The following is a 20,729-nucleotide window of genomic DNA, read 5'->3' on the forward strand; positions in this document are numbered from 1 at the left end:
GATTGCCCAGAGAGATCCCTGACGGAGAACGGCGATGAAGGCAGTGGTGTTTCACGGCATCGGCGACATCCGCCTGGACGACGTCCCCGAGCCGAAGATCCAGGAGCCGACGGACGCGATCGTTCGGCTGACCGCCTCGGCGATTTGCGGCACCGACCTGCATTTCGTCCGCGGCACCGTCGCCGGCATGAAGTCGGGCACGATCCTGGGCCATGAGGGCGTCGGCGTGGTCGAGGCCGTGGGCACGCTGGTGCGCAACATCGAGCCGGGCGACCGGGTGATCATCCCCTCGACCGTCGCCTGCGGCAGCTGCGTCTATTGCCGGGCCGGCTACTACGCCCAGTGCGACGTCGCCAACCCCGGCGGCAACCGCGCCGGCACCGCCTTCTTCGGCGGGCCGGAGGCGAATGGCGCGATCCCGGGCCTGCAGGCCGAGAAGGCGAGGGTGCCCTTCGCCCATGTCGGCCTGGTGAAGATCCCCGACGACGTCAGCGACGACCAGGCGATCCTGATGTCGGACATCTTCCCGACCGGCTGGTTCGGGGCCGAGCTGGCGGAGGTGACCGACGGCGACACCGTCGCGGTGTTCGGCTGCGGCCCGGTCGGCCAGTTCGCGATCGCCAGCGCCAAGCTGATGGGGGCCGGCCGCGTCTTCGCCGTCGACCGGCACGAGGACCGCCTGGCCATGGCCCGGCGGCAGGGCGCCGAGACGATCGATTTCGAGCGCGAGGATCCGGTCCAGATCATCCTCGACCTGACCCGGGGCATCGGGGTCGACCGCGTCATCGACGCGGTCGGGGTCGACGCCGTGCACGCCCATCACGGCCCGGCGGCGCGGCAAGCCGGGGAACAGAAGCAGAAATTCGAGGCGGAGGTCGCCGCGGTGGCGCCCGAGACCCATCCCAAGGGCGGCCAGTGGCAGCCGGGCGACGCGCCGAGCCAGGCGCTGGCCTGGGCAGTGACGGCGCTGGCCAAGGCCGGCACGCTCGGCATCATCGGCGTCTATCCGCCGGCTGCGGAGCATTTCCCGATCGGCGAGGCGATGAACAAGAACCTCACCATCAAGATGGGCAACTGCAACCACCGCAAATACATCCCGCATCTGATCGAGCTGACCCGCGCTGGGGTGATCGACCCCGCCGCGCTGCTGACCCAGGTCGAGCCGATCGGAACCGCGATCGAAGCCTTCGAGGCCTTCGACCGGCGCGAGCCCGGATGGCTCAAGGTGAAGTTGGAACCGCAGTCGTGATACGGTTTAATTTTCAATGAATTGCGTGGCTATCTTAAGGTGATATCATACTTCAGGATTCTGCTTTAATCCTTTTGTTGTCATTAATGGAATTGACCCGGAAATCCAGAAGATGTCGACACCCTCTGGATGCCGCTCTGGGTGGCCCCTGGATCGCCGGGTCAAGCCCGGCGATGACAATAGAGATCGAGTCCGGACTACGCGCGGATATCCGGGCGGCCGCGTCTCGTTTTGTAGCCGCCCAGCTCGGCGTGAGCTACAGCGAGGCAAGAGTGGCTGTCCGTTCGTGATCATCGAGGGCCAGGGCACGTACCGCTATGGGGACGATCAGCATCCGACTGCGCCGGCGACGTGCTCGGCGCGTCAGCCGGGGGTGCGGGACGGCACACCAGATCATCAAACACCGGCAGCGGTCCGTGCGCTATCTGGCGGTGCCGGGAAGGCCTCGGCGGATCGGACGGCGAGCCGGGCGGCCGGACCGGCGATGCTCTGATGTCGTATCTTATTTTCCATAATATATATTATCCGACTTTCAGATGCCCTCAGCCGAAAAGGTCGGCGCAGATCCCTCGGCGACCAACCTGCACCGGCCCCCGGCCTCACGACCAGCTGCGGCTCAGCGGGACAGCAGGTTCCGGACCGCCGCGACCACCTCGTCCGGCGCCTCGCGCGGCAGGAAATGCCCGATGCCGGGCAGCACCGTCCGCTCGTAACCACCGAGGAAGAACTCCTCCTTGCCGGCCGAGGTCTCCGGGAAGCGGCCCAGTCCGGATTGTCCCAGGATGCGGCGCTGGCCTGGAACTCCTCCTCGGTGAAGCGCCAGCCGGGCGACCAACTCTCCCAGAGGTAACGGCACAGGCGGCGCCGGTCCCGGTCCACGGCCTCGCGCCCCGGGCGCATGGCGACCAGCCACTCGTACCAATAGGCCTTCACCAGCTCGTAGCTCATCTCTTCGATGGGCTTGGCGGTGGCATAGCCCGCCGCCATGGCCACCAGGCCGCGCAGCCGCTGCGGCTGCAGCGCGGCGACGGCATAGCCGGCCCGCGCGCCCCAGTCGTAGCCGACGACGAGGACGTTGCGGAGGTCGAGCCCGTCCAGAAAATCCGCCAGGTCCTGGCCCAGCGCCGCGATCGCGCCGCTGCGCATCGTGTCGGCCGACAGGAACCGTGTCGGCCCGCAGCCGCGCAGATAGGGCGCGAAGATCCGGCACCCGGCTTTCGCCAGCTGCGGCGTCACCTCGTCCCAGCAGCGGACATCGTCCGGCCAGCCATGCACCAGCACCACCGGCGGACCGTCGGCCAGGCCGGCCGTCTCATAGGCGATCTCGAGATGCGGCGTCCGCAGGCGCTCGACCGTCATTCTCATGGTCTCTGTGCGGTCTGCGGCTGCGACGGCGTCACGCGCCAGACGGCGTTGCCGACATCGTCCGCCACCAGCAGCGCGCCGCGGCGGTCGATGGCGACGCCCACCGGCCGGCCCTGCGCGCGGCCGTCGGGGCTGACGAAGCCGGTCAGCACGTCGACCGACGGACCCGACGGACGGCCGCCGGAGAACGGCACGAAGATCACCTTGTAGCCGCTCAGCGGCTTGCGGTTCCACGAGCCGTGCTGGCCGACGAAGACGCCGTGGCGGAACCGCTCCGGCAGCAGCGGGCTTTCGGAAAAGGTCAGGCCGAGCGACGCCGTGTGGTTGCCGAGCGCATAGTCCGGGACGATCGCCTTCGCCACCAGATCCGGCTTCTGCGGCGACACGCGGCTGTCGACATGCTGGCCGTAATAGCTGTAGGGCCACCCGTAGAAGCCGCCCTCCTTGACCGCGGTCATGTAGTCCGGCACCAGGTCGCTGCCGAGCTCGTCGCGCTCGTTCACCACGGTCCACAGGGCGCCCGTCTCGGGCTCCCAGGCCATGCCGTTCGGATTGCGGAGGCCGGAGGCGAAAACGCGGGACTGGCCGGTGGCCAGGTCGATCTCCAGGATCGCGGCGCGCCGCTCCTCCTGGTCCAGCCCGTTCTCCCCGACATTGCTGTTCGAGCCGACGGTGGCGTAGAGCCGCCCGCCGTCGCGGCTGGCGATGATGTTCTTGGTCCAGTGGTGGTTGAGCGGTCCGGCGGGCAGGTCGGCGACCTTTGCGCCCGGCGCCGTGATCTCTGTCTCGCCCTCCTTGTACGGGAAGCGCAGCACCGCATCGGTGTTGGCGACGTAGAGGTCCTGGCCCACCAGCGCCATGCCGAAGGGCGAGTTCAGCCCCTGCAGGAACGCGGTCCGCGTCTCCGCCACCCCGTCGCCGTCGGTGTCGCGCAGCAGGGTGATGCGATTGGCGCTGTCGACCCCGGCGCCGGCCCAGCCCTGCACCGTCTGGTAGACCCAGCCCTTGACCCCCTTCCCTTCCTCCGGCCGCTTCGGCGCGTTGCTCTCGGCCACCAGCACGTCGCCGTTCGGCAGCACCAGGAGCCAGCGCGGGTGGTCGAGTCCCTGGGCGAAGGCGGTGACGGAGAGCCCGGCCGCCGGGGTCGGCTTGCCGCCTTCCGGCCAGCCTTCCGCCGGGGCGATGTTGACGGTCGGGACCAGGGATGTGGTGGGCTGAGGCAGGGTCGGGCTCGGCCCGGTCGACGCCTGCTCCGGCAGCCGGGCGTCGTCGCCGGTGGTGGCGAGGAGATAGACACCGCCAACCGCGGCGGCCGCGACCACCACGACCGCCAGGAGCGTCAGGACGACGGCCCTTCCGGTCACTCTCATCGACCTGTCCTCAGTAGCGCAGCGCGGCCGCGGCCGGGACCGAGCGCGGCAGCCGGGCCCGCGGCAGGCTGAACGCGGCGCCGCCGGTCGCCAGCGTCATCACCGCCGCGAGGTTGAGCAGATCCTCCTCGCCGCCCTCCGTGCCGCTCGCCGCGGTGGTGCCGCGCGCCTCGTCGAAGCGGCCCCAGATCGTCTCGTCCTCGGCGATCAGCACGGAATCGACGCGGCCGTCGCGGGCGGCGGTCAGGATCTCCTCGAGCTTGAGCGCGGCGGTCGGCTCGCCCCGGCCGAGGCGGCCGTTGATCCGGTCGAGCACCGGCTCCGCCCTCTCCTCCTCGGTCGGCAGCAGGGCCAGGGCAGCGGCGTGCAGGTCCTCGTCGCGCATCCGCGCCGGATGGCGGTTGACGAAATCCGGCAGCAGCTCCGGCCAGGAGTTCAGGGTCCGGACCTGGCCGGCCAGCTCCGGCTCGGCCACCAGGACGACCGGGGCCGGATCGCCCGCCAAGTGCCGGCGCACCGCCTTGACGGTGTGGCGGATGTAGTCGATCAGCTGGGTCTTGTGCAGCTCCGCCGGGCTTTCATAAGCGTGCCGCGTCGATCCGGCCGCCTCGCCGGCGCTGCCGCGGCCCGGTTGATTGGCCTGGCGCGTGACCTCGGCCTCGGTCTCCGCCACCACTTCGCTCAGCGAATGCGGCAGGCCGGGCGGCGTGATGTCGCGCCAGGCTTCGCGCGTCGCCGCCAGCAGCCGCGTCCCGCCCGCGCTCATCGCCAGGATGTGGAAGCGCTCGCCGGGGCCGAGCCGATCGAGGATCGGGCGCAGCAGGAAACGGTGGCCGATCGCGCTCATATCCTGCGGCGGCGCCTCGCCGAGCGGCAGGGTCAGGGCCCGGTCCTCCGCCACGAACAGCGCGAAGCCGGGGTCGAGCGCGGCGAAATCGGCGTCGGACAGGGACTGCGCGCCGGCCGCCAGCAGCGCCTGCCGGCGCTCCGGCTTCAGGTCGCGGCTCTGCAGCCGTTGCTCCAGCGCCTCTCGCAGATGCTGGGCCTTGGCGCCGCTGCCGCCAATGGCGCGCTTCACCGGCTCGGTGGCGACGTAGAGGGTGACTGCGGGATCATGCGCGGCCAGGAGCCATTCGCGATCCCCGGGGGTGATGGCGGCTGTCATCTGCGGCATGTCGGGCGTCCTCTGAGGATGGGCGTCGGTTCAATCGGAACGGTCGCCCTTCCGTTTCGGGTAGTCCGGGCGCTCCGCCTGGTCGGCCCGTCCGCGCCCCGGCAGGTCGCCCAGGCTCTCCACCGCCTCGATCGGCTCGACCGGCTCGTCGCGGACAGCCTCCTCGCCTTCCGTCGCCACGGGGTTGGGCCGGGTGGCGTCACGCTGGCTGTCCTCGATGGCGATCAGCTCCCGCGCCATCTCCCAATGCGCCTCCTCCCGACCGGAGGGGCAGCCTTCCTCGAGCCAGATGCGGTGGGCGCGTTCGCGGATGCGCCGTTCCAGATCGTCCATGGCGGGTCTCCCGGGCAAAGCCCTTCTGCCAAGGCGAACGGGCGCCGGAGAGAGGAGGTTCCGGCCTCCGGGGTGCGGCGTCACCCGGTCAGGCGATCCAGCGGCAGGTCCATCCGGACGGTCAGACCCTCGCCGCCCCAGCGCCGCGTGATCCGGCCCTGAAGCTGGCCGTCGACGGTGCCGTCGATCAGCCAGGCGCCGAACCCCCCGCCACTGCCGGGAGCGCCGGAGACCGGCGGCCCGCCGCGTTCCGCCCAGGACAGCGACAGCGTGGCGTCCTCGACCGTCCAGTCGACGGCGATGCTGCCCGAGGCGGTGGACAAGGCGCCATATTTGGCCGCATTGGTCGCCAGCTCGTGCAGCAGCAGGGCCAGGCTGGTCACGGCATGGCCGCCGATGGCCACCTCCGGCCCCGCGATCTCGACGCGTCCGTCGCCGTGCTCCTCATAGGGCAGGACGATGGTGCGTATCAGCGCCTCCAGCGTGGTCGGCGTCGCCACCTGTTCCCGCTTCAGGTCCGGCAGGGTCAGCTCATGGGCGCGGGCCAGGGCGCCGAGCCGGTTCCGCACCTGTTCGGCCAGATCCTCCGGCGACCGCGCGTTCCGGGTGCTCAGGGTGATGACGGCGCCGGCCAGGGCGAACAGGTTCTTCACCCTGTGGTTCATCTCCCGCAGCAGCAGGATCTGGCGTTCCTGCGCCCGCTTCCGCTCAGTGATGTCGCGGGCGATCTTCGAGGCGCCGACGATCTGGCCCTTCCGGTTGCGGACCGGCGAGATCGTCAGCGAGATCTCGACCAGGCTGCCGTCCTTGCGGCGGCGGATGGTCTCGAAAGGCTCGATCCGTTCACCCCGCCGGATGCGGGCCAGGATCTCGGTCTCCTCGTCCAGCCGGTCCTCCGGGATCACCATCGTGATCGGCCGGCCGATCGCCTCCCCGGCGGTGTAGCCGAACAGCCGCTCGGCACCCCGGTTCCAGCTCGCGATGACGCCGTTCAGATCCTTCGCCACGATCGCGTCCTCGGAGGATTCCACGATCGCGGCCAGCCGCTGCGCCGCCTGCTCGCCGCGGGTGCGCTCCTCGGCCTCGACCCGCGCCGCCTGCAGCAGCCGCGCATTGTCGATGGCGACGGCGGCGTGGCTGGCGATGGCGGCGACGAGCCCCTCGGCCTCGGCCGTGAAGACGCCCGGCCGGTCATGGCCGAAGAACAGCCCGCCATGCACCGCGCCGGTGCGCGAGACCACGGGCACCGCCAGGTAGCTGACCACCGGCAGGTGGCCCTTCGGTGCGCCGAAGTGAGGGACGTTCCAGCCGTAGCGCGGATCGGTCCGGATATCGTCCGACCGGACGATGCCGGCGCCGCGGAAGGTCGGCTCGAACAGCGCCGTGTTGCGCGGCAGGCCGAGCGTCTCGAACGCCTCCCGCGACGCGCCCGAGAGGGTGTAAAGCTGGTAGCGCTCCCCCTGCTCGTCGGTGACATTGTGGAAGAAGGCGCCGAACCTGGCGCCGCTCAGCTCGGTCGCCGCATCGGTCACGGTCTGGACGATGCGCTCCAGATCGAGATCGCGCGCGATGCTGTGCGCGACGCGGTTCAGGGTCTCGAGACGGCGGGTCTGGGCACGCTGGGCTTCCTGCCGCTCCGAGATGTCGACCAGCATGTTCACCGCACCGACCAGGCGGCCGGACGCGTCGAACAGCGGTGTCGGATACGGAATGAAGGGGACGCGGGTGCCGTCGGGGCGCTCGGCCACCGCTTCCATGCCCCGGATCGCCCGCCCCTGCTGCAGCGCCAGGGCCATCGGGCACTGGTCGTGCGGCAGCGGCGTGCCGTCGGGCCAATAGAGCTTCCAGGAGCCGCAGAACTCGCTCTTGCCCAGCTCCGGGCGGCAGCCCCACAGCTCCGCCGCGGCCTCGTTGTAGAAGGTGATGCGCCCCGCGGCGTCGGTCATGTAGATCGCGGCCGGCAGCGCCTGCAGGATCTCCTGCGCTGTCCTTTCCTCGGGCGAAGGTGGCGGCACGGTCCGCCGTTGTGCCGCAGGCGATCCGCCCCGGATGCTGCCGTTCATCAGGTGCCCCTTCTAAGAATGTTAATCCGCCAGCGCCGGAGCCGAAGGCAGGACAAGGGGCCGCATGAGACCAGCCGGCCGCAGAACCTGAACTCTAGCCGCCTGTTACGGAACCCTCAACATTGAAGCGAGGTGACGTCCGCAGAAAGTCGGCCCGTCCTTTCCCACGAGCTGCCGATGAACTCGATCCAGAAATATCATTTGATTATTTTCCTCGATCGATCTGTCCATTTCGGAATCCGCTGCTCGCCGACGATCTCCGGGAACCACAGACGGCGGGGAACTTGCGTGGCTTGAGCACGTTTTAAAATGGACGACGACAGATCAGAGCGGAGCTGCACGATGCCATTCCGAGTGGCCGCATCCCCTGATCGGCCCGGTTCGTTGCGGCCTTTGGACCTGCGGTCGGGCCGGCGGCAGGACGAGCGCATGTCCGCGCGCCCGCAACTCGATCTTCTCGACCCGGAGATCAAGGGCCGCTTCGCCGGCGCCGAGCAGCGCCGCCTGGCGAAGGGCGACCGGACGGACTGGGGCGAGCGTGATTGCCTTCATCTCGTCAGGTCCGGCTGGCTGGCCCAGTTCCGCACGCTGACCGATGGCCGGCGGCACATCCTCCGTTTCCTGATGCCCGGCGATCTGGTCGGCGTCTCGTCGCAATTCTCCGGATCGGCGCCCGCCCCGGCCGTCGCCCTGACCGACACGCGGGTCGCGACGGCCCCAGTCGCGGATCTGATCGACCAGTCGGATGCCGGCCTTCGCCAGTTCTGCGTCATCCTGGCGCTGGAGAATGCCCAGGCGCACGAGACCCTGCTGTCGTTCGGATGCCTCGACGCCGACGAGCGGCTCGCCTCGATGCTGCTGGGGCTGTTCGAGCGGGCCGCGGCCAGGGATCTCGTCAGCGACCGCGGCCTGCGGCTGCCGCTGACCCAGCAGGATCTGGCCGACGCCCTGGGGATCTCCCCGGTCCACACCAACCGGATGGTGATGAAGCTGCAGCGCGCCGGCCTGATCCGCCTGAAGAACGAATGGCTGCAGATCCTCGACGGCCCGGGGCTGGAGGCGATCGCGAAATGGCCACGGCCGATGGCCTGGACAGGCAGGCCCGACAAGGCGGCCGAACCGCTGTCCCGGGACATCCACCTGCCGGCCCGGCGTGGCGCTGCCCCCAAGCCCGCACGCACGACCAAGCGCATCCTGGTCGTCGAAGACGACCAGTTCCTGGCCCTGCATCTTCAGGCCATCATCCGCTCGCTCGGCTTCGAGGTCATCGGCCCGGCCGACTCTCTCGAGAGGGGCCTGCGGCTGGCCGAGGCCGACGATCTCGACGCCGCCGTCCTGGATGTGCGGCTCGACCGGGGCCAGCGGGTCTTCCCGGTGGTGCGGACCCTGCAGCGGCGCAGCATCCCCTTCTCCTTCGTCACCGGCTACAGCGACCCCGAGGTCGAGCGGTTCCACGCGCCGGTCATCCGCAAGCCGGTCGAGACCGGCAGCGTGGCCGCGGTGATCGAGCGGCTGATCCATTAGCCCGGGCCTGCCGCGCCGCTGCGGCAGGCCCTCTGCGCTCAGCGCAAGCCGGACAGGATGGTCCGCGCCTCGTCGAGATGGCGCTGGACGATCGGCGTCAGCTCCATCGCCACCGCCTTCAGATTGGGGTCGCCGCCGGAGTCGCCATAGCTCTGCTGCAGCTTCAGCGCCTCCTCGTGGCCCTCGACCTGCCCTTCCATGTACAGGCGGTCGAAATCGGCGCGCGACGCCGAGCTCAGGGCGGCCAGCTTCTCCTGATGCTGGGGATCGAGCTCGGTCGGCAGCCGGATCGACAGGTTCGATGCGGCGACGGCGTTGCGGATCTTGCCGGTGGATTCGGTGTGGGCCCGCACCATCATCCGGGCGAAGTCGCGGACCTCGCTGCTGCGGGCCCGCCGGGTCGCGACCTTGCCGGCCTCGACCTCGAACAGGTCGCTCATCCCGGCGGTCTGCACGTAATTGGCCGGATCGATCTGCGGCGTCGGCGCCAGCGACGCGAGCATCTGCGCCGGCTCGCTGTCGCGACTGCAGCCCCCGAGCGCGAGCGAACATGCGATCGCCGCCGCGGAGAACGCAAGGACGGCCCTCATGGCAAATCTCCCTGTCTGGGACGGGAAAGTACGATTGCAACAGGAGGACGGCGTCAGGCGTTCCGAGCGGAACCGGCCGGCGCGGCGGTCCGTTCCCGTTGCAGGCAGCCACAACCGTGGAGGCAGATCATGCCGGCGAAATCGAAGGCGCAGCAGAAGGCGGCCGGCGCGGCCCTGGCCGCCAAGCGCGGCGAGCAGAAGGTCAGTGACCTGAAAGGCCCGGCGAAGTCGATGTACAAGTCGATGAGCGAGAAGCAGCTCGACGACATGGCTTCGACCAAGCGCAAGGGCAAGCCCGAGCACGCCGACAAGAGCTGACGGGCGGCGCCCTACTGATATCGCATCGTCGCGGCGGCGGCGCCGGCGGCCAAGCCGAGCGCCGCGGCGGCGCTGCCGCGATCCGGGTCGCTGCCGAGATCGGCATCGATCCTCAGATCGGCCGCCATCGGCGCGTCGACGAGGGGCGGCGCGGCCGGTCCATCGGCCTGGGCGGGCCTGTCCTCAGCGGTGGGCCACAGGATGAAACCGGGCGAAGCGATCAGGGCGGTTCCCGCAGCGAAGGCTAGCACGGCTGATCTGATCATCACCGGACTCCGTTGCTGACGGATGGCGGACCCATCGTGTCTGAACAACGGCGCCATGCGGCCGGAGTTCCGCTAGACCAGCCGCCCGACCGCGTTCGCCTGATCGGAATTGTCCAGGATCTCCATCAGCTCCGACGGGGCGAGGTCGAGCCCCTCCTCGCTCAGCAGCGCCACCGCCAGGGTGCAGGCCATGGCGCTCTTCTCGTTGTCGGAGAGCGGGTCATGCTTGTGCATCATCAGCTGCCGCAGCCAGATCGCGAACTCGATCGGGGTCATCCGGCCGTCCCGCACCTGGCCGAGCAGCGTCAGCGTCAGATGGGCGGCGCTTTCGAACTCCAGCGCGGCGAAGGGATCGATCGGAGGTTTCATACCCGGCGTGCCGCGTCGTTCATTGTTCTTGCCATCGGTCCGACGGCCATCATTGAAATCCAGTCCAGAGCACGGTCTGCCCAGAATATCGCCGCCGCCCGTAGATGGCCATCCGTTATCGAATGAAATTCGAAAGCTCGAATGCCTTTGGTCGGCTGCAGTTCATTTCAATCAACATCGATCGCCGCGATTATCGACGGGCATCCGACAGAAATACGAAGCGAGGCGAAGAGAGACTTCTTCTTCCTCTTCCGCCAGAGGAAGCGGTGCTGTCGGAAAGTCCTCGCGACAGTGGGTCCACCGCTGCCCGACGGGCTATGGACGGCCGGACGCGGAGGTCGGGCGCCCCGGCTCCGGACCGACGGGCTGCAGTCCCGCCGGCGGGCCCATTCCCGGGCCGGCTGGCAGCGGGATCGTCTCGCCTGCCGGCCTGGCCGGGCCGTCGACGGGTTTGGCGGCCGGCATCCGGCGACCGCGGCGGCGCCAGCTGATGGCATGACGGACCGAAGGCGGCGCCGGCCCCTGATGCAGCCGGCCGACCCGGTCGATCAGCTCGCGGTCGGCCGCGGTCAGCCGGGCCAAGAGCCGCAGATGCTGGTACCAGCTGTCGACGAAATAGACCTCGCTCCATTTCAGCCGGTCGGCGGCGTCGCGGAACAGCGACCAGCGGCTGGCCCCGTTGCGCAGCCGCACCTCGCGCAGCCGGGCGGCGGCGCGGACGAAGTCGCGCTCCTGCTCCGGCCCGACGCGGTACTCGACCACCACCATCACCGTATCGCGGCGCGGGTCGATCGGCAGCGCCGGCAGCTCCAGCTTGCGAGCCGGCGCGGCGCGCAGGTCGACCAGCGCGATGTCCGGGATCTTCAGCCGCAGCGCCCACAGCACGCCGGCCAGCAGGGCGGCGCCGCTGGCCGCCAGCGTGGCGGCGACGCCGAGGCTTTCCGCCACCGCACCCCAGGCGACCGAGCCGAGCGCCAGCCCGCCATACAGCGCCATCTGGTAGATCGCCATCGCGCGGGCCTTGACCCAGTCCGGCACCAGCAGTTGCACCGCGGTGTTGTAGGTCGACACCACGGCGATCCAGGCGACGCCGCCGAGGAACAGCACCGGCACCAGCACGGCGGTGATGTGCACGGTGCCGAGCACCACCAGAACCGCAGCGAAGACGAATGCGGAAGCCGAGATCAGCCGGCTGGTGCCCAGCTTGTCCCGCGCCGGCTGGACGACGAAGCCGCCGCAGACCGCGCCAATGCCGAGCGCGCCGAGCAGGATGCCGTAGCCGACCGCGTCCTCGCCCAGCTGCTCCAGCGCCAGGAGCGGCAGCAGCGCCCAGACCGAGCTGGCGCAGAAGCCGAAGATGAAGGACCGCGTCGCCACCCGCCGGGTCACCAGCGAATGCCGGGCGAAGCGGAGCCCCGCGGTCACCGCCTCGCGCAGCGTCTCCGGCGGCAGGGCGGAGCGCGCCGGCCGCCATTTCCACGACCAGACGGCCGCCATCAGCCCGGCGAAGCTGGCGGTGGCGATCAGGAACACCCAGGAGGCGCCGAGCCAGGCCAGCAGCAGGCCGCCGATCGCCGGCCCCAGGGCGCGGGCGACGTTGTAGTTGATCGAGTTCAGCAGCACGGCGCTGGCCACCGCCGGCTTCGGCACCATGTCGCCGACCGCCGCCTGCCAGGCCGGCCCCTCCAGCGCATAGCCGATGGCGATCAGGAAGGTCAGCCCGATCAGCCCGATCGGCTCCAGCAGGTCGAGGACGCCGAGCAGGGTGAGGCCGAGGCCGCCCAGGACGCAGCACCCCTCCCCCGCCAGGATCATCTTGCGCCGGTCGTGGACGTCGGCGAGCGCCCCCGTCGGCAGCGACAGCAGCACCAGCGGCACCGCCGTCGCCACCTGGATCAGGGCGATCAGCAGCGGGCCGGCCTGGGTCACCGTCAGCACCCAGGCGGCGGCGACCGACTGCGCCCAGTCGCCGAGATTGGCGAACAGGCCGGTGAACCAGACCAGGCGGAAGACCGGATGGGCCAGCGCTTCGACGAAAGGCTGGAGCAGCCGGTAGGGCGCGGGCTCCCCGCCCCGCTCCACCCGCAGATCGTCCTTGGCGCCGACCGCCTGCTGCATCTGGCTCCGCCCCGCTGGCCGAGGTCTCGGCAAGTCTAGGCATGCCGGCCGGATTTGCGCAAAGGCTCGCAACGGCCGCGGAGTGCTCCTGGCCGGACCGCGTTCTCGATTTTTAGAAGATCAAAATACATTTGGCCTTGCGGCGCCCGCGGGCCGTCCTAAGATGCCCGGGCCGGCCGGTCGAGCCGGCGCAGGGGAGGCAGAACAATGCGCGACCGTCCGGGCCATGGCGTGAAGCTGTCCTATTACGATTTCGGCCAGACGCCGTTCTTCGCGCTGCAGACGGACCAGCGCGTCTCCTACTGCCTCTACGTGCCGAAGGACTATGAGGAGGACGGCGACAAGACCTACAGCCTCGCCGTGCTGATGCACGGCACCGGCCGCACCGCCACCGCCTATCGCGACGGCTTCATGGATTTCGCCGAGGCGAACGACTGCATCCTGCTGGCGCCGCTGTTCCCGGCCGGGCTGATCAAGCCGGGCGAGCTCTCGAACTACAAGCGCCTGGCCTTCCACGACATGCGTTTCGACCTGCTGCTGCTGGCCATGGTCGACGAGGTCGCGGCGAAGTACCGGGTCCGGGCCGACCGCTTCCTGATGTTCGGCTTCTCCGGCGGCGGCCATTTCGTCCACCGCTTCCTCTATGTCCACCCCGAGCGGGTGCTGGGCGTGTCGATCGGCGCGCCGGGCTCGGTCACGCTGCTGGACTGGGATCACGACTGGTGGGTGGGCCTGCGCGACTTCGAGATGCGCTTCGGCCGGCCGATCGACCTCGCGGCGATGCGCCGGGTGGCGGTGCAGATGGTGATCGGCGGCGACGACACCGAGACCTGGGAGATCGTCACCAAACCGACCGATCCGGGGTGGATGGAAGGGGCCGACCTGGCCGGCGGCAACCGGCAGGAGCGGATGCTGTCGCTGCGCACCAGCTTCGAGCGCCACGGCATCGCGGTGCGCCACGACATCGTCCCCGGCGTCGGCCATGAAGGCACCCGGGTGCTGGAGCCGGTCAAAGACTTCTTCGCCGATACCCTGGCGAAGCTCCGGGCCGAGGCGGCGTGACGGCCATGAGGCTCCTCGCCATCGCCGCCCTGCTCCTCGCCGCCGCCCCTGCCGCCGCGGCGGAGCCGACGCCGCTGCTGTCGATCGCGCTGAACGCCGACATCCGCAGCAGCAATCCCGGGGTGCAGCGCGATTTCAATTCCGACGTCGTGCTGAGCCATGTGACGGAAGGGCTGGTCGCGCTGCGCGAGGACCAGACCCCAGTGCCGATGCTGGCCGAGGCCATCGAGGTCTCGCCCGACGGCACCGCCTACACCTTCCGCCTGCGCGACGGCGTCACCTTCCACGACGGCCGGCCGCTGACCTCGGCCGAGGTGGCGTGGAGCTGGAAGCGCTATCTCGACCCGGCGACGCAGTGGCAGTGCCTGGAGCGCTTCGACGGCCGCAGCGGTCCGAAGGTGCTGGCGGTGGAGACGCCGGACCCGCGCACCGTCGTCTTCCGGCTCGACCGGCGCAGCGCCCTGTTCCTGGTCAACATGGCGACGATCCAGTGCGGGGCCGTGGTGCTGAGCCCGTCCTCGCTCGGCCCGGACGGCGCCTGGATCAAGCCGGTCGGCACCGGGCCCTATGTCTTCGCCGACTGGCAGAAGAACCGCCATGTCGAGCTGACGCGGTTCGACGGCTACAAGCCCGTGCCGGGTGAGCGCGACGGCTTGGCCGGGGGCAAGCAGGCGCTGGCCGAGAAGCTGCGTTTTGTCGTCATTCCCGACCGCTCGGTGATGAACGCCGCCCTCCTCTCCGGCCAGGTCGACATCGTCCCCGATGTCGGCGCGACCGAGATCGAGACGATGAAGGCGGCCGGCGCCCAGGTCACGGTGACGCCGACCCTGTCCTGGGCGGTGCTGCTGCTGCAGACCCGCGACCCGCTGCTGTCCGACGCCCGGGTGCGCCAGGCGCTGGCCCGGGCGATCGACGGCAAGCAGGTGGCCGAGGCCGCCAGCTTCGGCCTAGCGACGCCGAACCCCTCCGCCATCGCCACCGCCAGCGCCTATCACCGCGACGCCGATGCCGTCTGGCCGGCCTACGACCCGGCCGAAGCGACGAAGCTGCTGCAGGAGGCGGGCCGCGCCGGCGCCTCGATCCGGATCCAGACCAACAACCGCCCGACCGGCCAGCACGAAGCGGCGCTGATGATCCAGGGGCTGCTCGCCGGCGCCGGCCTCGACGCGCAGATCGAGACGCTGGACTGGGCGACGCAGCTGCAGAACTACCGCGAGGGCAAGTTCCAGGCCTCGGTCTTCACCTATTCCGGCCGGCCGGACCCGGCGCTGGCCTTCGACTCGATCATCGGCAGCAAGGACGAGGATCCTACCAGCCAGTGGGAGGACCCTGAAGCGATCGCCTGGCTGGCGGAGGCCAAGACGGTGGAGGACAAGGCGGCGCGGCAGGCGATCTTCGACCGGCTGCACGCCCGCATGGCCGAGCAGGTGCCGGTGATCGGCCTGTTCAACCCGGTGCAGGTGACGGCGGTCGGGCCGAAAGTCCGTGGCTATGCCGACTGGGCGCCGGGCACCGCCCGCCTGTGGGGCGTGTGGAAGGAGCAATAGTCTCCGATGTGCTAGGCTGCGGCGTCCGGTCAGCGGAGGCTGCGATGAGCGACACCGTCGATTCCCTGCTGCTCGACCTGCTGGAATGGATCGCCGAGAAGGACCGGCCTTACGCCGAGGTGATGGACGCCTGGCGCACCTCCTGCCCTCGCCTGCCGGTGTGGGAGGAGGCGAACGACCGCGGCCTGGTCAGCCGGGAGCGCAGCGCCGGTGACGGCCCGGTGGTGCGGCTGACCGCGTCCGGCCGGGCCTTCCTGGAGCAGCGAGGGCGGCTTTAGGTCCCGGCATTCCCCCGGATCACGCTGCGCAGGGCGAAGGCGGACTGGATGCGCAGCACGCCGGGCATGCGCGACAGCTGCTCCTTGTGGATGCGCTCGTAATCGGCGGTGTCGCGGGCGACGACGCGCAGCAGATAGTCCGAGGTCCCGGTCATCAGATAGCACTGGTCGACCTCCGGGCATTTCCGCACCGCGGCCTCGAAACGGGCGAGATACTCCTCGGTCTGGCGCTCCAGCGTGATCTGGACGATGGCGATGGTCGGGTTGGCCACGTCCGGCTCGTCGATCAGCGCGGTGTAGCCGCGGATGATTCCGGCATGCTCCAGCAGCTGGCGCCGGCGCAGGCAGGCCGACGGCGACAGCCCGACGGCCTCGGCCAGGTCGGCGTTGCTGATGCGCCCGTCGGCGCGCAGCGCCTGGATGATCTTGCGGTCGATGGCGTCGAGCGTCGTCATGCGTGGTTTCTGCGAAAACCGGTGAATTTCCTGCGGACACCAGAGCACCGGACCGCAGAAGGATCAACGGAAATCAAGGATCGCCGAAGGCCCGCCGCCTTATTCTGAAGCCGTTGCGATCCCTTGCGGTCCGGCCTGATGACAACCACCCTCCCCGACGCCTCCGGCGCCACGCTGACCGTCGATCTCGGCGCGATCCGAGAGAATTATCGTGCGCTGCGCCGCCGCCTGGGCAGAACGATCTGCGCCGGGGTGGTCAAGGCCGACGCCTACGGGCTGGGCGCCGACCGGGTGGCCCCGGCGCTGGCCGCCGAAGGCTGCCGGCACTTCTTCGTCGCCCATCTCGAGGAGGGCGTCGCCCTGCGGCCGCATGTGCCGGAGGCGGCGGAGGTCTTCGTGCTGCACGGGCCGATGCCCGGCTGCGAGGAGACCGCCCTCGCCCACAACCTGATCCCGGTGCTGAACAGCCTGGAGCAGGTCGAGGGCTGGACCGCCCTGGCGCGCCGCCGCGGGCGGGCGCTGCCGGCGGTGCTGCAGCTCGACACCGCCATGTCGCGCATGGGGCTGTCGCCGGCCGAGCTGGACCGGATCGCGGCCGAGCCGCAGCGGCTGGACGGCATCGAGCTGCGCCTGGTGATGAGCCATCTGGCCTGCGCCGAGCGGCAGGACCATCCCGCCAACGGCACGCAGCGCCTGCGCTTCGACGTCGCCCGCCGCCGCCTGCCGAAAGCCCCGGCGGCGCTGGCCAATTCCTCGGGCATCTTCCTCGGCCCCGACTATCATTACGATCTCGCCCGGCCCGGCGCCGCGCTGTACGGGCTGGCCCCGGTCGCCGGCGCGCCGAACCCGCTGCGCCCGGTGGTGCGGCTGCGGGCCCGGGTGGTGCAGATCCGCGACATCGAAGCCGGCGACGGAGTCGGCTACGGCCTGACCTTCCGCGCCGACGGCCCGCGCCGCATCGCCACCGTCGCGGCCGGCTATGCCGACGGCTTCCCGCGCAGCCTGAGCAATGCCGGGACCGCGCATCTCGGCGACACCGCCCTGCCGATCGTGGGTGCCGTGTCGATGGACTCGCTCGGCATCGATATCTCGGCCCTGCCGGAGGGCGCGCTGCGCCCCGGCGCCGTGGTCGACCTGATCGGCCCGCGCCGCAGCGTCGACGAGGTCGCCGCCGATGCCGGCACGATCGGCTACGAGATCCTGACCCGCCTCGGCCGCCGCTACCGCCGCGAGTACCGCGACGCCCTGCCGGCCGCCCCCCAGCCCAACACCCTGGTCCTCGAAGGAGTCCCGTCGTGAAGGTCATCGTCCTCGGCGCCGGCGTCATCGGCGTGACCACCGCCTATTACCTCGCCCGCGCCGGCCATGAGGTGACCGTGGTCGACCGCCAGGCCGGGCCGGCGAACGAGACCAGCTTCGCCAATGCCGGCCAGGTGTCGCCCGGCTATTCCGCCCCCTGGGCGGCGCCGGGCGTGCCGCTGAAGGCAATCAAGTGGATGCTGATGGAGCACAGCCCCTTCGTGCTGCGCCCGCGGCTCGACACCCGGCAGTGGCTGTGGCTGGCGCAGATGCTGCGCAACTGCACCGCCACCCGCTATGCGGTGAACAAGGAGCGGATGGTCCGCCTGGCCGAATACAGCCGCGACTGCCTGCGTCAGCTGCGCGCGGACACCGGTATCGCCTATGACGACCGGGCCCAGGGCACGCTGCAGCTGTTCCGGACCCAGAAGCAGGTCGACGCCGCGGCCAAGGACATCGCCGTGCTGCAGGAGGCCGGGGTGCCCTACGAGGTGCTGGACCCGGCCGGCTGCGCCGCCGCCGAGCCGGCGCTGGCCACGGTGCGCGAGAAGATCGCGGGCGGGCTGCGCCTGCCGGGAGACGAGACCGGCGACTGCTTCAAGTTCACCAACAACCTGGCGACGCTGGCGGCCGGCCTGGGCGTGACCTTCCGCTGGGGCGCCCGGATCGCCGGCCTCGTGGCCGAGGGCGACCGGATCGGCGGCGTGGCGCTGGAGGGCGGCGAGACCCTGCGCGCCGACGGCTATGTGCTGGCGCTGGGCAGCTGGTCGCCCGTGCTGCTGAAGCCGCTGGGGATCCAGATCCCGGTCTATCCGGTGAAGGGCTATTCGCTGACCATCCCGATCACCGAGGCCGAGGGCGCCCCGGTCTCGACCGTGATGGACGAGACCTACAAGATCGCCATCACCCGGCTGGGCGACCGCATCCGCGTCGGCGGCACGGCCGAACTGGCGGGCTACGACAGCAGGCTGTGGGACGCCCGGCGGCGGACGCTGGAGCATTCGGTCACCGACCTGTTCCCGAACGGGGGCGACGTGGCCCGCGCCAGCTTCTGGACCGGGATGCGGCCGAACACGCCGGACGGCACGCCGGTGGTCGGCCGCACGCCCTACGGCAACCTGTTCCTCAACACCGGCCACGGCACGCTGGGCTGGACCATGGCCTGCGGCTCCGGCCGGGTGATGTCGGATATCATCTCCGGCCGCCGCGCCGAGATCGACCTGGAAGGGCTGGCGATGGATCGCTACCGCTGGGCCGACCTGACCGGCATCCGCGCCGGCAAGGGCCGCCCGGCCGGCGCGCCGGTTCCGCAGGCAGGCTGAACCGCCGGCCGCACGGTCAGAGCACGAAGTCGCCGGCGACCAGCGTGATGTGCCCGGACAGCACGATGTGGAAGTCCGAGGTCCCATTGCCATTGAGGTCGCCGGCCACGATGGTGGTGCCGACGCTGGTCTGGGCGTAGCGCAGCTGCCCCGCGACCCCGGTATAGGCGCCGCTGCCGATGAAGGTGAAGGCCTGGTCGCCGGCGACGGTCGTGTTGGCGTCGATCGCCGAGAGATCGATTTTGTCGCCCTGGGCGTGGCTGAAATCGGTGATCAGATCCGCCCCGGCGCCGACCGGGCTCTGTGCCGTGCTGCCGTAGACGAAGCGATCGGCCCCGAGACCGCCCGTGAGCGTGTCTCTGCCGCCCGCCCCGGTAAGGACGTCGTTGCCGTTCCAGCCCTGCAGCGTGTTGGCGGCGCTGTTCCCGACAAGGTTGTCATTGCCCTGGCTGCCGGAGAGGTTCTCGATCCCGTTCAGGTAATCGCTCTGGGCGTCGCCGCCGCTGCCGGCCCCGGTCTCCAGGCTGACCACAACCCCGACCGAGCTGGTGTAATAGCTGGCGGTGTCGTTGCCGTTGCCGCCGTAGAGGGTGTCCGCGTCGGCGCCACCGCGCAGCACATCGTTGCCGTCATCCCCGGAAAGATAGTCGTTTCCGGCGTCCCCCGACTGGGTGTCGTTGCCGGAGCCGCCAGTGAGAGAATTGCTGCCGGCGTTTCCGGTCAGCGTATCGTTGTGCCGGCTGCCGTAGACATTCTCGAAGTTCGAGAAGGAGTCGCCCTGCGCGTCGCCGCCGCTCGCGGTCCCCGACGCCAGGTTCACCACCACCGCGGCGGTGGAGGAATAGTAGTTCAAGGAATCAGTGCCGGCACCGCCGTCGAGTAGATCGCCGCCGGCGCCGCCGTCCATATAGTCATAGCCCTCGCCGCCGAAGAGGGAGTCGATGCCGGCGCCGCCATAGAGGGAATCGCCGCCGCTGTTGCCGTGAAGCGTGTCGTTCCCCTCGTCGCCGGTCAGGTAGTCGCCGCCGCTGCCCCCGGTCATCAGGTCGTTGCCCAGGCCGCCATAGCCGTTGTCCCGGCCGCTGCCGCCGTTGAAGGTGTCGCTTCCGGCATTGCCGGAGAAGGAATCGTCCCCATTCCCACCGGTCACGACGTCGTCGCCGGAGCCGAGATAGAAGGACAGCCTCTCGAAATTGGTGAACTGCACGCCGGTGGAGGTGGTCGTGGTCCCTCCCGGCGTCGTGTTGGTCGTGACGGTGAACGCCGTCGTGCTGTTATAATAATAGAAATTGAGGACGTCTTGTCCGGCGCCGCCGTTGATGGTGTCGGCACCGGCATAGGTGTAGATGTAATCATCGCCGTCGCCGCCGCTGATGGTGTCTGCCGCGCCGGCCGACGAATCACCGTCAGAGATCGTGTCGTCGCCCCCGGCGCCGGTAATCTGATCGCTGGCGGATGTGCCGTAGAGATTGTCGTCGCCCGCAGTTCCCGGAATGATGGCCATTGTCCTATCCTTTGGAATGGATTGAGAAATAAGTCGCGGAATCCTCGGTCGAGAATGATAGTTACGCGTAAAACTATGGCTTAATTCGGGATATATCGCGCAGGCGAGCCGGCGCCGGACATCTCGCGTCAACTGCACTTACGGAGAGGAGGGCTATGGCCGCTTCTTCGCCCGCAGCGCCCGGACCTGGTCCTGCAGGCAGCGGATCAGGGCCTTCAGCGCCGGGTCGGCGATCGGCTCCGCCAGCTCGAGCGTGCGGCTGCGGCCGTCCTCGTCGATCGTCACGGTGAAGCGGCGGGCATCGGGCACCGGCGCCCCCTCCGGTGCCGCCGGGCGGTCGAGGACATGCGCATCGCGGACCAGCGCCTCGATCCGGGCCGCCTCGGCCGGCGGCAGCGCCGAGAGGTCCAGCACCACCGGCTGTGCCAGCCCCGGCGAATAGAAGATGCCCGTGCTCGACATCGCGAAGGTGATCCGCATCGTCCGCTCCTGCCCGGGCGCCGGCCGCCGCCGGGCCCGGATG

Annotated in this window: 20 protein-coding genes; 8 read left to right on the forward strand and 12 right to left on the reverse strand. The window is 70.1% G+C overall.

The features are described 5' to 3' along the window. Window positions 1–34: 34 nt before the first annotated feature. Complete coding sequence (locus G537_RS0113550) at window positions 35–1,249, forward strand: zinc-dependent alcohol dehydrogenase (RefSeq protein ID WP_026870584.1); 1,215 nt, start codon at window positions 35–37, stop codon at window positions 1,247–1,249. A gap of 396 nt (window positions 1,250–1,645) precedes the next feature. Here the strand turns inward: G537_RS0113550 and G537_RS37830 are convergent, their stop codons facing one another. The 5 genes from G537_RS37830 to G537_RS37835 form a co-directional block, all read right to left on the reverse strand. Further along, window positions 1,646–2,608, reverse strand: coding sequence for an alpha/beta fold hydrolase (locus tag G537_RS37830; RefSeq protein WP_211230374.1), 963 nt, complete (start codon window positions 2,606–2,608; stop codon window positions 1,646–1,648). A gap of 2 nt (window positions 2,609–2,610) precedes the next feature. Next, window positions 2,611–3,984 (reverse strand): PQQ-dependent sugar dehydrogenase, encoded by a 1,374-nt coding sequence (locus G537_RS0113560; RefSeq protein WP_051248387.1) that lies wholly within the window; start codon window positions 3,982–3,984, stop codon window positions 2,611–2,613. A 10-nt stretch (window positions 3,985–3,994) separates the two neighbouring features. Further along, window positions 3,995–5,158, reverse strand: a complete 1,164-nt coding sequence (locus G537_RS0113565; RefSeq protein ID WP_026870586.1) for a baeRF3 domain-containing protein — start codon at window positions 5,156–5,158, stop codon at window positions 3,995–3,997. 30 nt (window positions 5,159–5,188) lie between these two features. Then, window positions 5,189–5,491 (reverse strand): DUF2934 domain-containing protein, encoded by a 303-nt coding sequence (locus G537_RS0113570; protein ID WP_026870587.1) that lies wholly within the window; start codon window positions 5,489–5,491, stop codon window positions 5,189–5,191. Between the two features lie 80 nt (window positions 5,492–5,571). Continuing rightward, window positions 5,572–7,554, reverse strand: coding sequence for a PAS domain S-box protein (locus G537_RS37835; RefSeq protein ID WP_162146105.1), 1,983 nt, complete (start codon window positions 7,552–7,554; stop codon window positions 5,572–5,574). A 429-nt stretch (window positions 7,555–7,983) separates the two neighbouring features. On the opposite strand from G537_RS37835, the gene G537_RS0113580 reads away from it, so the two are divergent. Then, on the forward strand, window positions 7,984–9,078 hold the full coding sequence (locus tag G537_RS0113580) for a helix-turn-helix domain-containing protein (RefSeq protein WP_026870588.1): 1,095 nt from the start codon (window positions 7,984–7,986) through the stop codon (window positions 9,076–9,078). A gap of 38 nt (window positions 9,079–9,116) precedes the next feature. Here the strand turns inward: G537_RS0113580 and G537_RS37840 are convergent, their stop codons facing one another. Then, entirely contained in the window at window positions 9,117–9,668 is a 552-nt protein-coding gene (locus G537_RS37840) for a DUF4142 domain-containing protein (protein WP_051248388.1), read from the reverse strand. 129 nt (window positions 9,669–9,797) lie between these two features. Here G537_RS37840 and G537_RS0113590 point away from each other — a divergent pair, with 129 nt between their 5' ends. Continuing rightward, the gene (locus G537_RS0113590) at window positions 9,798–9,986 is read left to right on the forward strand and encodes a DUF3008 family protein (RefSeq protein WP_026870589.1); all 189 of its coding nucleotides are present in this window, start codon (window positions 9,798–9,800) and stop codon (window positions 9,984–9,986) included. Window positions 9,987–9,997: 11 nt separating this feature from the next. Here the strand turns inward: G537_RS0113590 and G537_RS0113595 are convergent, their stop codons facing one another. From G537_RS0113595 to G537_RS37845, 3 genes are all read right to left on the reverse strand, one after another. Beyond that, on the reverse strand, window positions 9,998–10,252 hold the full coding sequence (locus tag G537_RS0113595; protein WP_026870590.1) for a hypothetical protein: 255 nt from the start codon (window positions 10,250–10,252) through the stop codon (window positions 9,998–10,000). A gap of 72 nt (window positions 10,253–10,324) precedes the next feature. Further along, on the reverse strand, window positions 10,325–10,621 hold the full coding sequence (locus tag G537_RS0113600; protein WP_026870591.1) for a hypothetical protein: 297 nt from the start codon (window positions 10,619–10,621) through the stop codon (window positions 10,325–10,327). Window positions 10,622–10,936: 315 nt separating this feature from the next. After that, a complete protein-coding gene (locus G537_RS37845) occupies window positions 10,937–12,739 on the reverse strand; it encodes an MFS transporter (protein ID WP_064742131.1) in 1,803 nt (600 codons plus the stop codon). 207 nt (window positions 12,740–12,946) lie between these two features. On the opposite strand from G537_RS37845, the gene G537_RS0113610 reads away from it, so the two are divergent. From G537_RS0113610 to G537_RS0113620, 3 genes are read left to right on the forward strand one after another with little or no spacing between them, the layout of a single operon-like run. Beyond that, complete coding sequence (locus G537_RS0113610) at window positions 12,947–13,801, forward strand: hydrolase (protein WP_026870592.1); 855 nt, start codon at window positions 12,947–12,949, stop codon at window positions 13,799–13,801. 5 nt (window positions 13,802–13,806) lie between these two features. Next, window positions 13,807–15,348: an ABC transporter substrate-binding protein gene (locus G537_RS37850; RefSeq protein WP_034851656.1), complete on the forward strand. Its 1,542-nt coding sequence runs from the start codon at window positions 13,807–13,809 to the stop codon at window positions 15,346–15,348. Window positions 15,349–15,392: 44 nt separating this feature from the next. Next, a complete protein-coding gene (locus tag G537_RS0113620; RefSeq protein ID WP_026870593.1) occupies window positions 15,393–15,626 on the forward strand; it encodes a hypothetical protein in 234 nt (77 codons plus the stop codon). On the opposite strand, the gene G537_RS0113625 is transcribed toward G537_RS0113620, so the two are convergent. Beyond that, a complete protein-coding gene (locus G537_RS0113625) occupies window positions 15,623–16,081 on the reverse strand; it encodes an Lrp/AsnC family transcriptional regulator (protein ID WP_026870594.1) in 459 nt (152 codons plus the stop codon). The genes G537_RS0113620 and G537_RS0113625 overlap by 4 nt on opposite strands. Before the next feature lie 138 nt (window positions 16,082–16,219). Here G537_RS0113625 and alr point away from each other — a divergent pair, with 138 nt between their 5' ends. Both alr and G537_RS37860 read left to right on the forward strand, forming a co-directional pair. Further along, complete coding sequence (alr, locus tag G537_RS37855) at window positions 16,220–17,380, forward strand: alanine racemase (protein ID WP_051248420.1); 1,161 nt, start codon at window positions 16,220–16,222, stop codon at window positions 17,378–17,380. Then, complete coding sequence (locus G537_RS37860; protein WP_081688795.1) at window positions 17,377–18,702, forward strand: D-amino acid dehydrogenase; 1,326 nt, start codon at window positions 17,377–17,379, stop codon at window positions 18,700–18,702. The genes alr and G537_RS37860 overlap by 4 nt, the downstream gene beginning before the upstream one ends. A gap of 16 nt (window positions 18,703–18,718) precedes the next feature. On the opposite strand, the gene G537_RS37865 is transcribed toward G537_RS37860, so the two are convergent. Together G537_RS37865 and G537_RS37870 are read right to left on the reverse strand one after the other, a co-directional pair. Next, window positions 18,719–20,206: a calcium-binding protein gene (locus G537_RS37865; RefSeq protein WP_051248389.1), complete on the reverse strand. Its 1,488-nt coding sequence runs from the start codon at window positions 20,204–20,206 to the stop codon at window positions 18,719–18,721. Between the two features lie 153 nt (window positions 20,207–20,359). Further along, complete coding sequence (locus tag G537_RS37870) at window positions 20,360–20,686, reverse strand: protealysin inhibitor emfourin (RefSeq protein WP_051248390.1); 327 nt, start codon at window positions 20,684–20,686, stop codon at window positions 20,360–20,362. Between the last annotated feature and the right edge of the window lie 43 nt (window positions 20,687–20,729).

The sequence above is a fragment of the Inquilinus limosus DSM 16000 genome (assembly GCF_000423185.1).
Classification (GTDB): Bacteria; Pseudomonadota; Alphaproteobacteria; order DSM-16000; family Inquilinaceae; genus Inquilinus; species Inquilinus limosus.

Bases quoted from the DNA above. Each gene is read 5' to 3' on its own strand.
- G537_RS0113550 (WP_026870584.1), top strand. From the start codon at position 35: ATGAAGGCAGTGGTGTTTCACGGCATCGGCGACATCCGCCTGGACGAC.
- G537_RS37830 (WP_211230374.1), bottom strand. From the start codon at position 2,608: ATGACGGTCGAGCGCCTGCGGACGCCGCATCTCGAGATCGCCTATGAG.
- G537_RS0113560 (WP_051248387.1), bottom strand. From the start codon at position 3,984: ATGAGAGTGACCGGAAGGGCCGTCGTCCTGACGCTCCTGGCGGTCGTG.
- G537_RS0113565 (WP_026870586.1), bottom strand. From the start codon at position 5,158: ATGCCGCAGATGACAGCCGCCATCACCCCCGGGGATCGCGAATGGCTC.
- G537_RS0113570 (WP_026870587.1), bottom strand. From the start codon at position 5,491: ATGGACGATCTGGAACGGCGCATCCGCGAACGCGCCCACCGCATCTGG.
- G537_RS37835 (WP_162146105.1), bottom strand. From the start codon at position 7,554: ATGAACGGCAGCATCCGGGGCGGATCGCCTGCGGCACAACGGCGGACC.
- G537_RS0113580 (WP_026870588.1), top strand. From the start codon at position 7,984: ATGTCCGCGCGCCCGCAACTCGATCTTCTCGACCCGGAGATCAAGGGC.
- G537_RS37840 (WP_051248388.1), bottom strand. From the start codon at position 9,668: ATGAGGGCCGTCCTTGCGTTCTCCGCGGCGGCGATCGCATGTTCGCTC.
- G537_RS0113590 (WP_026870589.1), top strand. From the start codon at position 9,798: ATGCCGGCGAAATCGAAGGCGCAGCAGAAGGCGGCCGGCGCGGCCCTG.
- G537_RS0113595 (WP_026870590.1), bottom strand. From the start codon at position 10,252: ATGATCAGATCAGCCGTGCTAGCCTTCGCTGCGGGAACCGCCCTGATC.
- G537_RS0113600 (WP_026870591.1), bottom strand. From the start codon at position 10,621: ATGAAACCTCCGATCGATCCCTTCGCCGCGCTGGAGTTCGAAAGCGCC.
- G537_RS37845 (WP_064742131.1), bottom strand. From the start codon at position 12,739: ATGCAGCAGGCGGTCGGCGCCAAGGACGATCTGCGGGTGGAGCGGGGC.
- G537_RS0113610 (WP_026870592.1), top strand. From the start codon at position 12,947: ATGCGCGACCGTCCGGGCCATGGCGTGAAGCTGTCCTATTACGATTTC.
- G537_RS37850 (WP_034851656.1), top strand. From the start codon at position 13,807: ATGAGGCTCCTCGCCATCGCCGCCCTGCTCCTCGCCGCCGCCCCTGCC.
- G537_RS0113620 (WP_026870593.1), top strand. From the start codon at position 15,393: ATGAGCGACACCGTCGATTCCCTGCTGCTCGACCTGCTGGAATGGATC.
- G537_RS0113625 (WP_026870594.1), bottom strand. From the start codon at position 16,081: ATGACGACGCTCGACGCCATCGACCGCAAGATCATCCAGGCGCTGCGC.
- alr (WP_051248420.1), top strand. From the start codon at position 16,220: ATGACAACCACCCTCCCCGACGCCTCCGGCGCCACGCTGACCGTCGAT.
- G537_RS37865 (WP_051248389.1), bottom strand. From the start codon at position 20,206: ATGGCCATCATTCCGGGAACTGCGGGCGACGACAATCTCTACGGCACA.
- G537_RS37870 (WP_051248390.1), bottom strand. From the start codon at position 20,686: ATGCGGATCACCTTCGCGATGTCGAGCACGGGCATCTTCTATTCGCCG.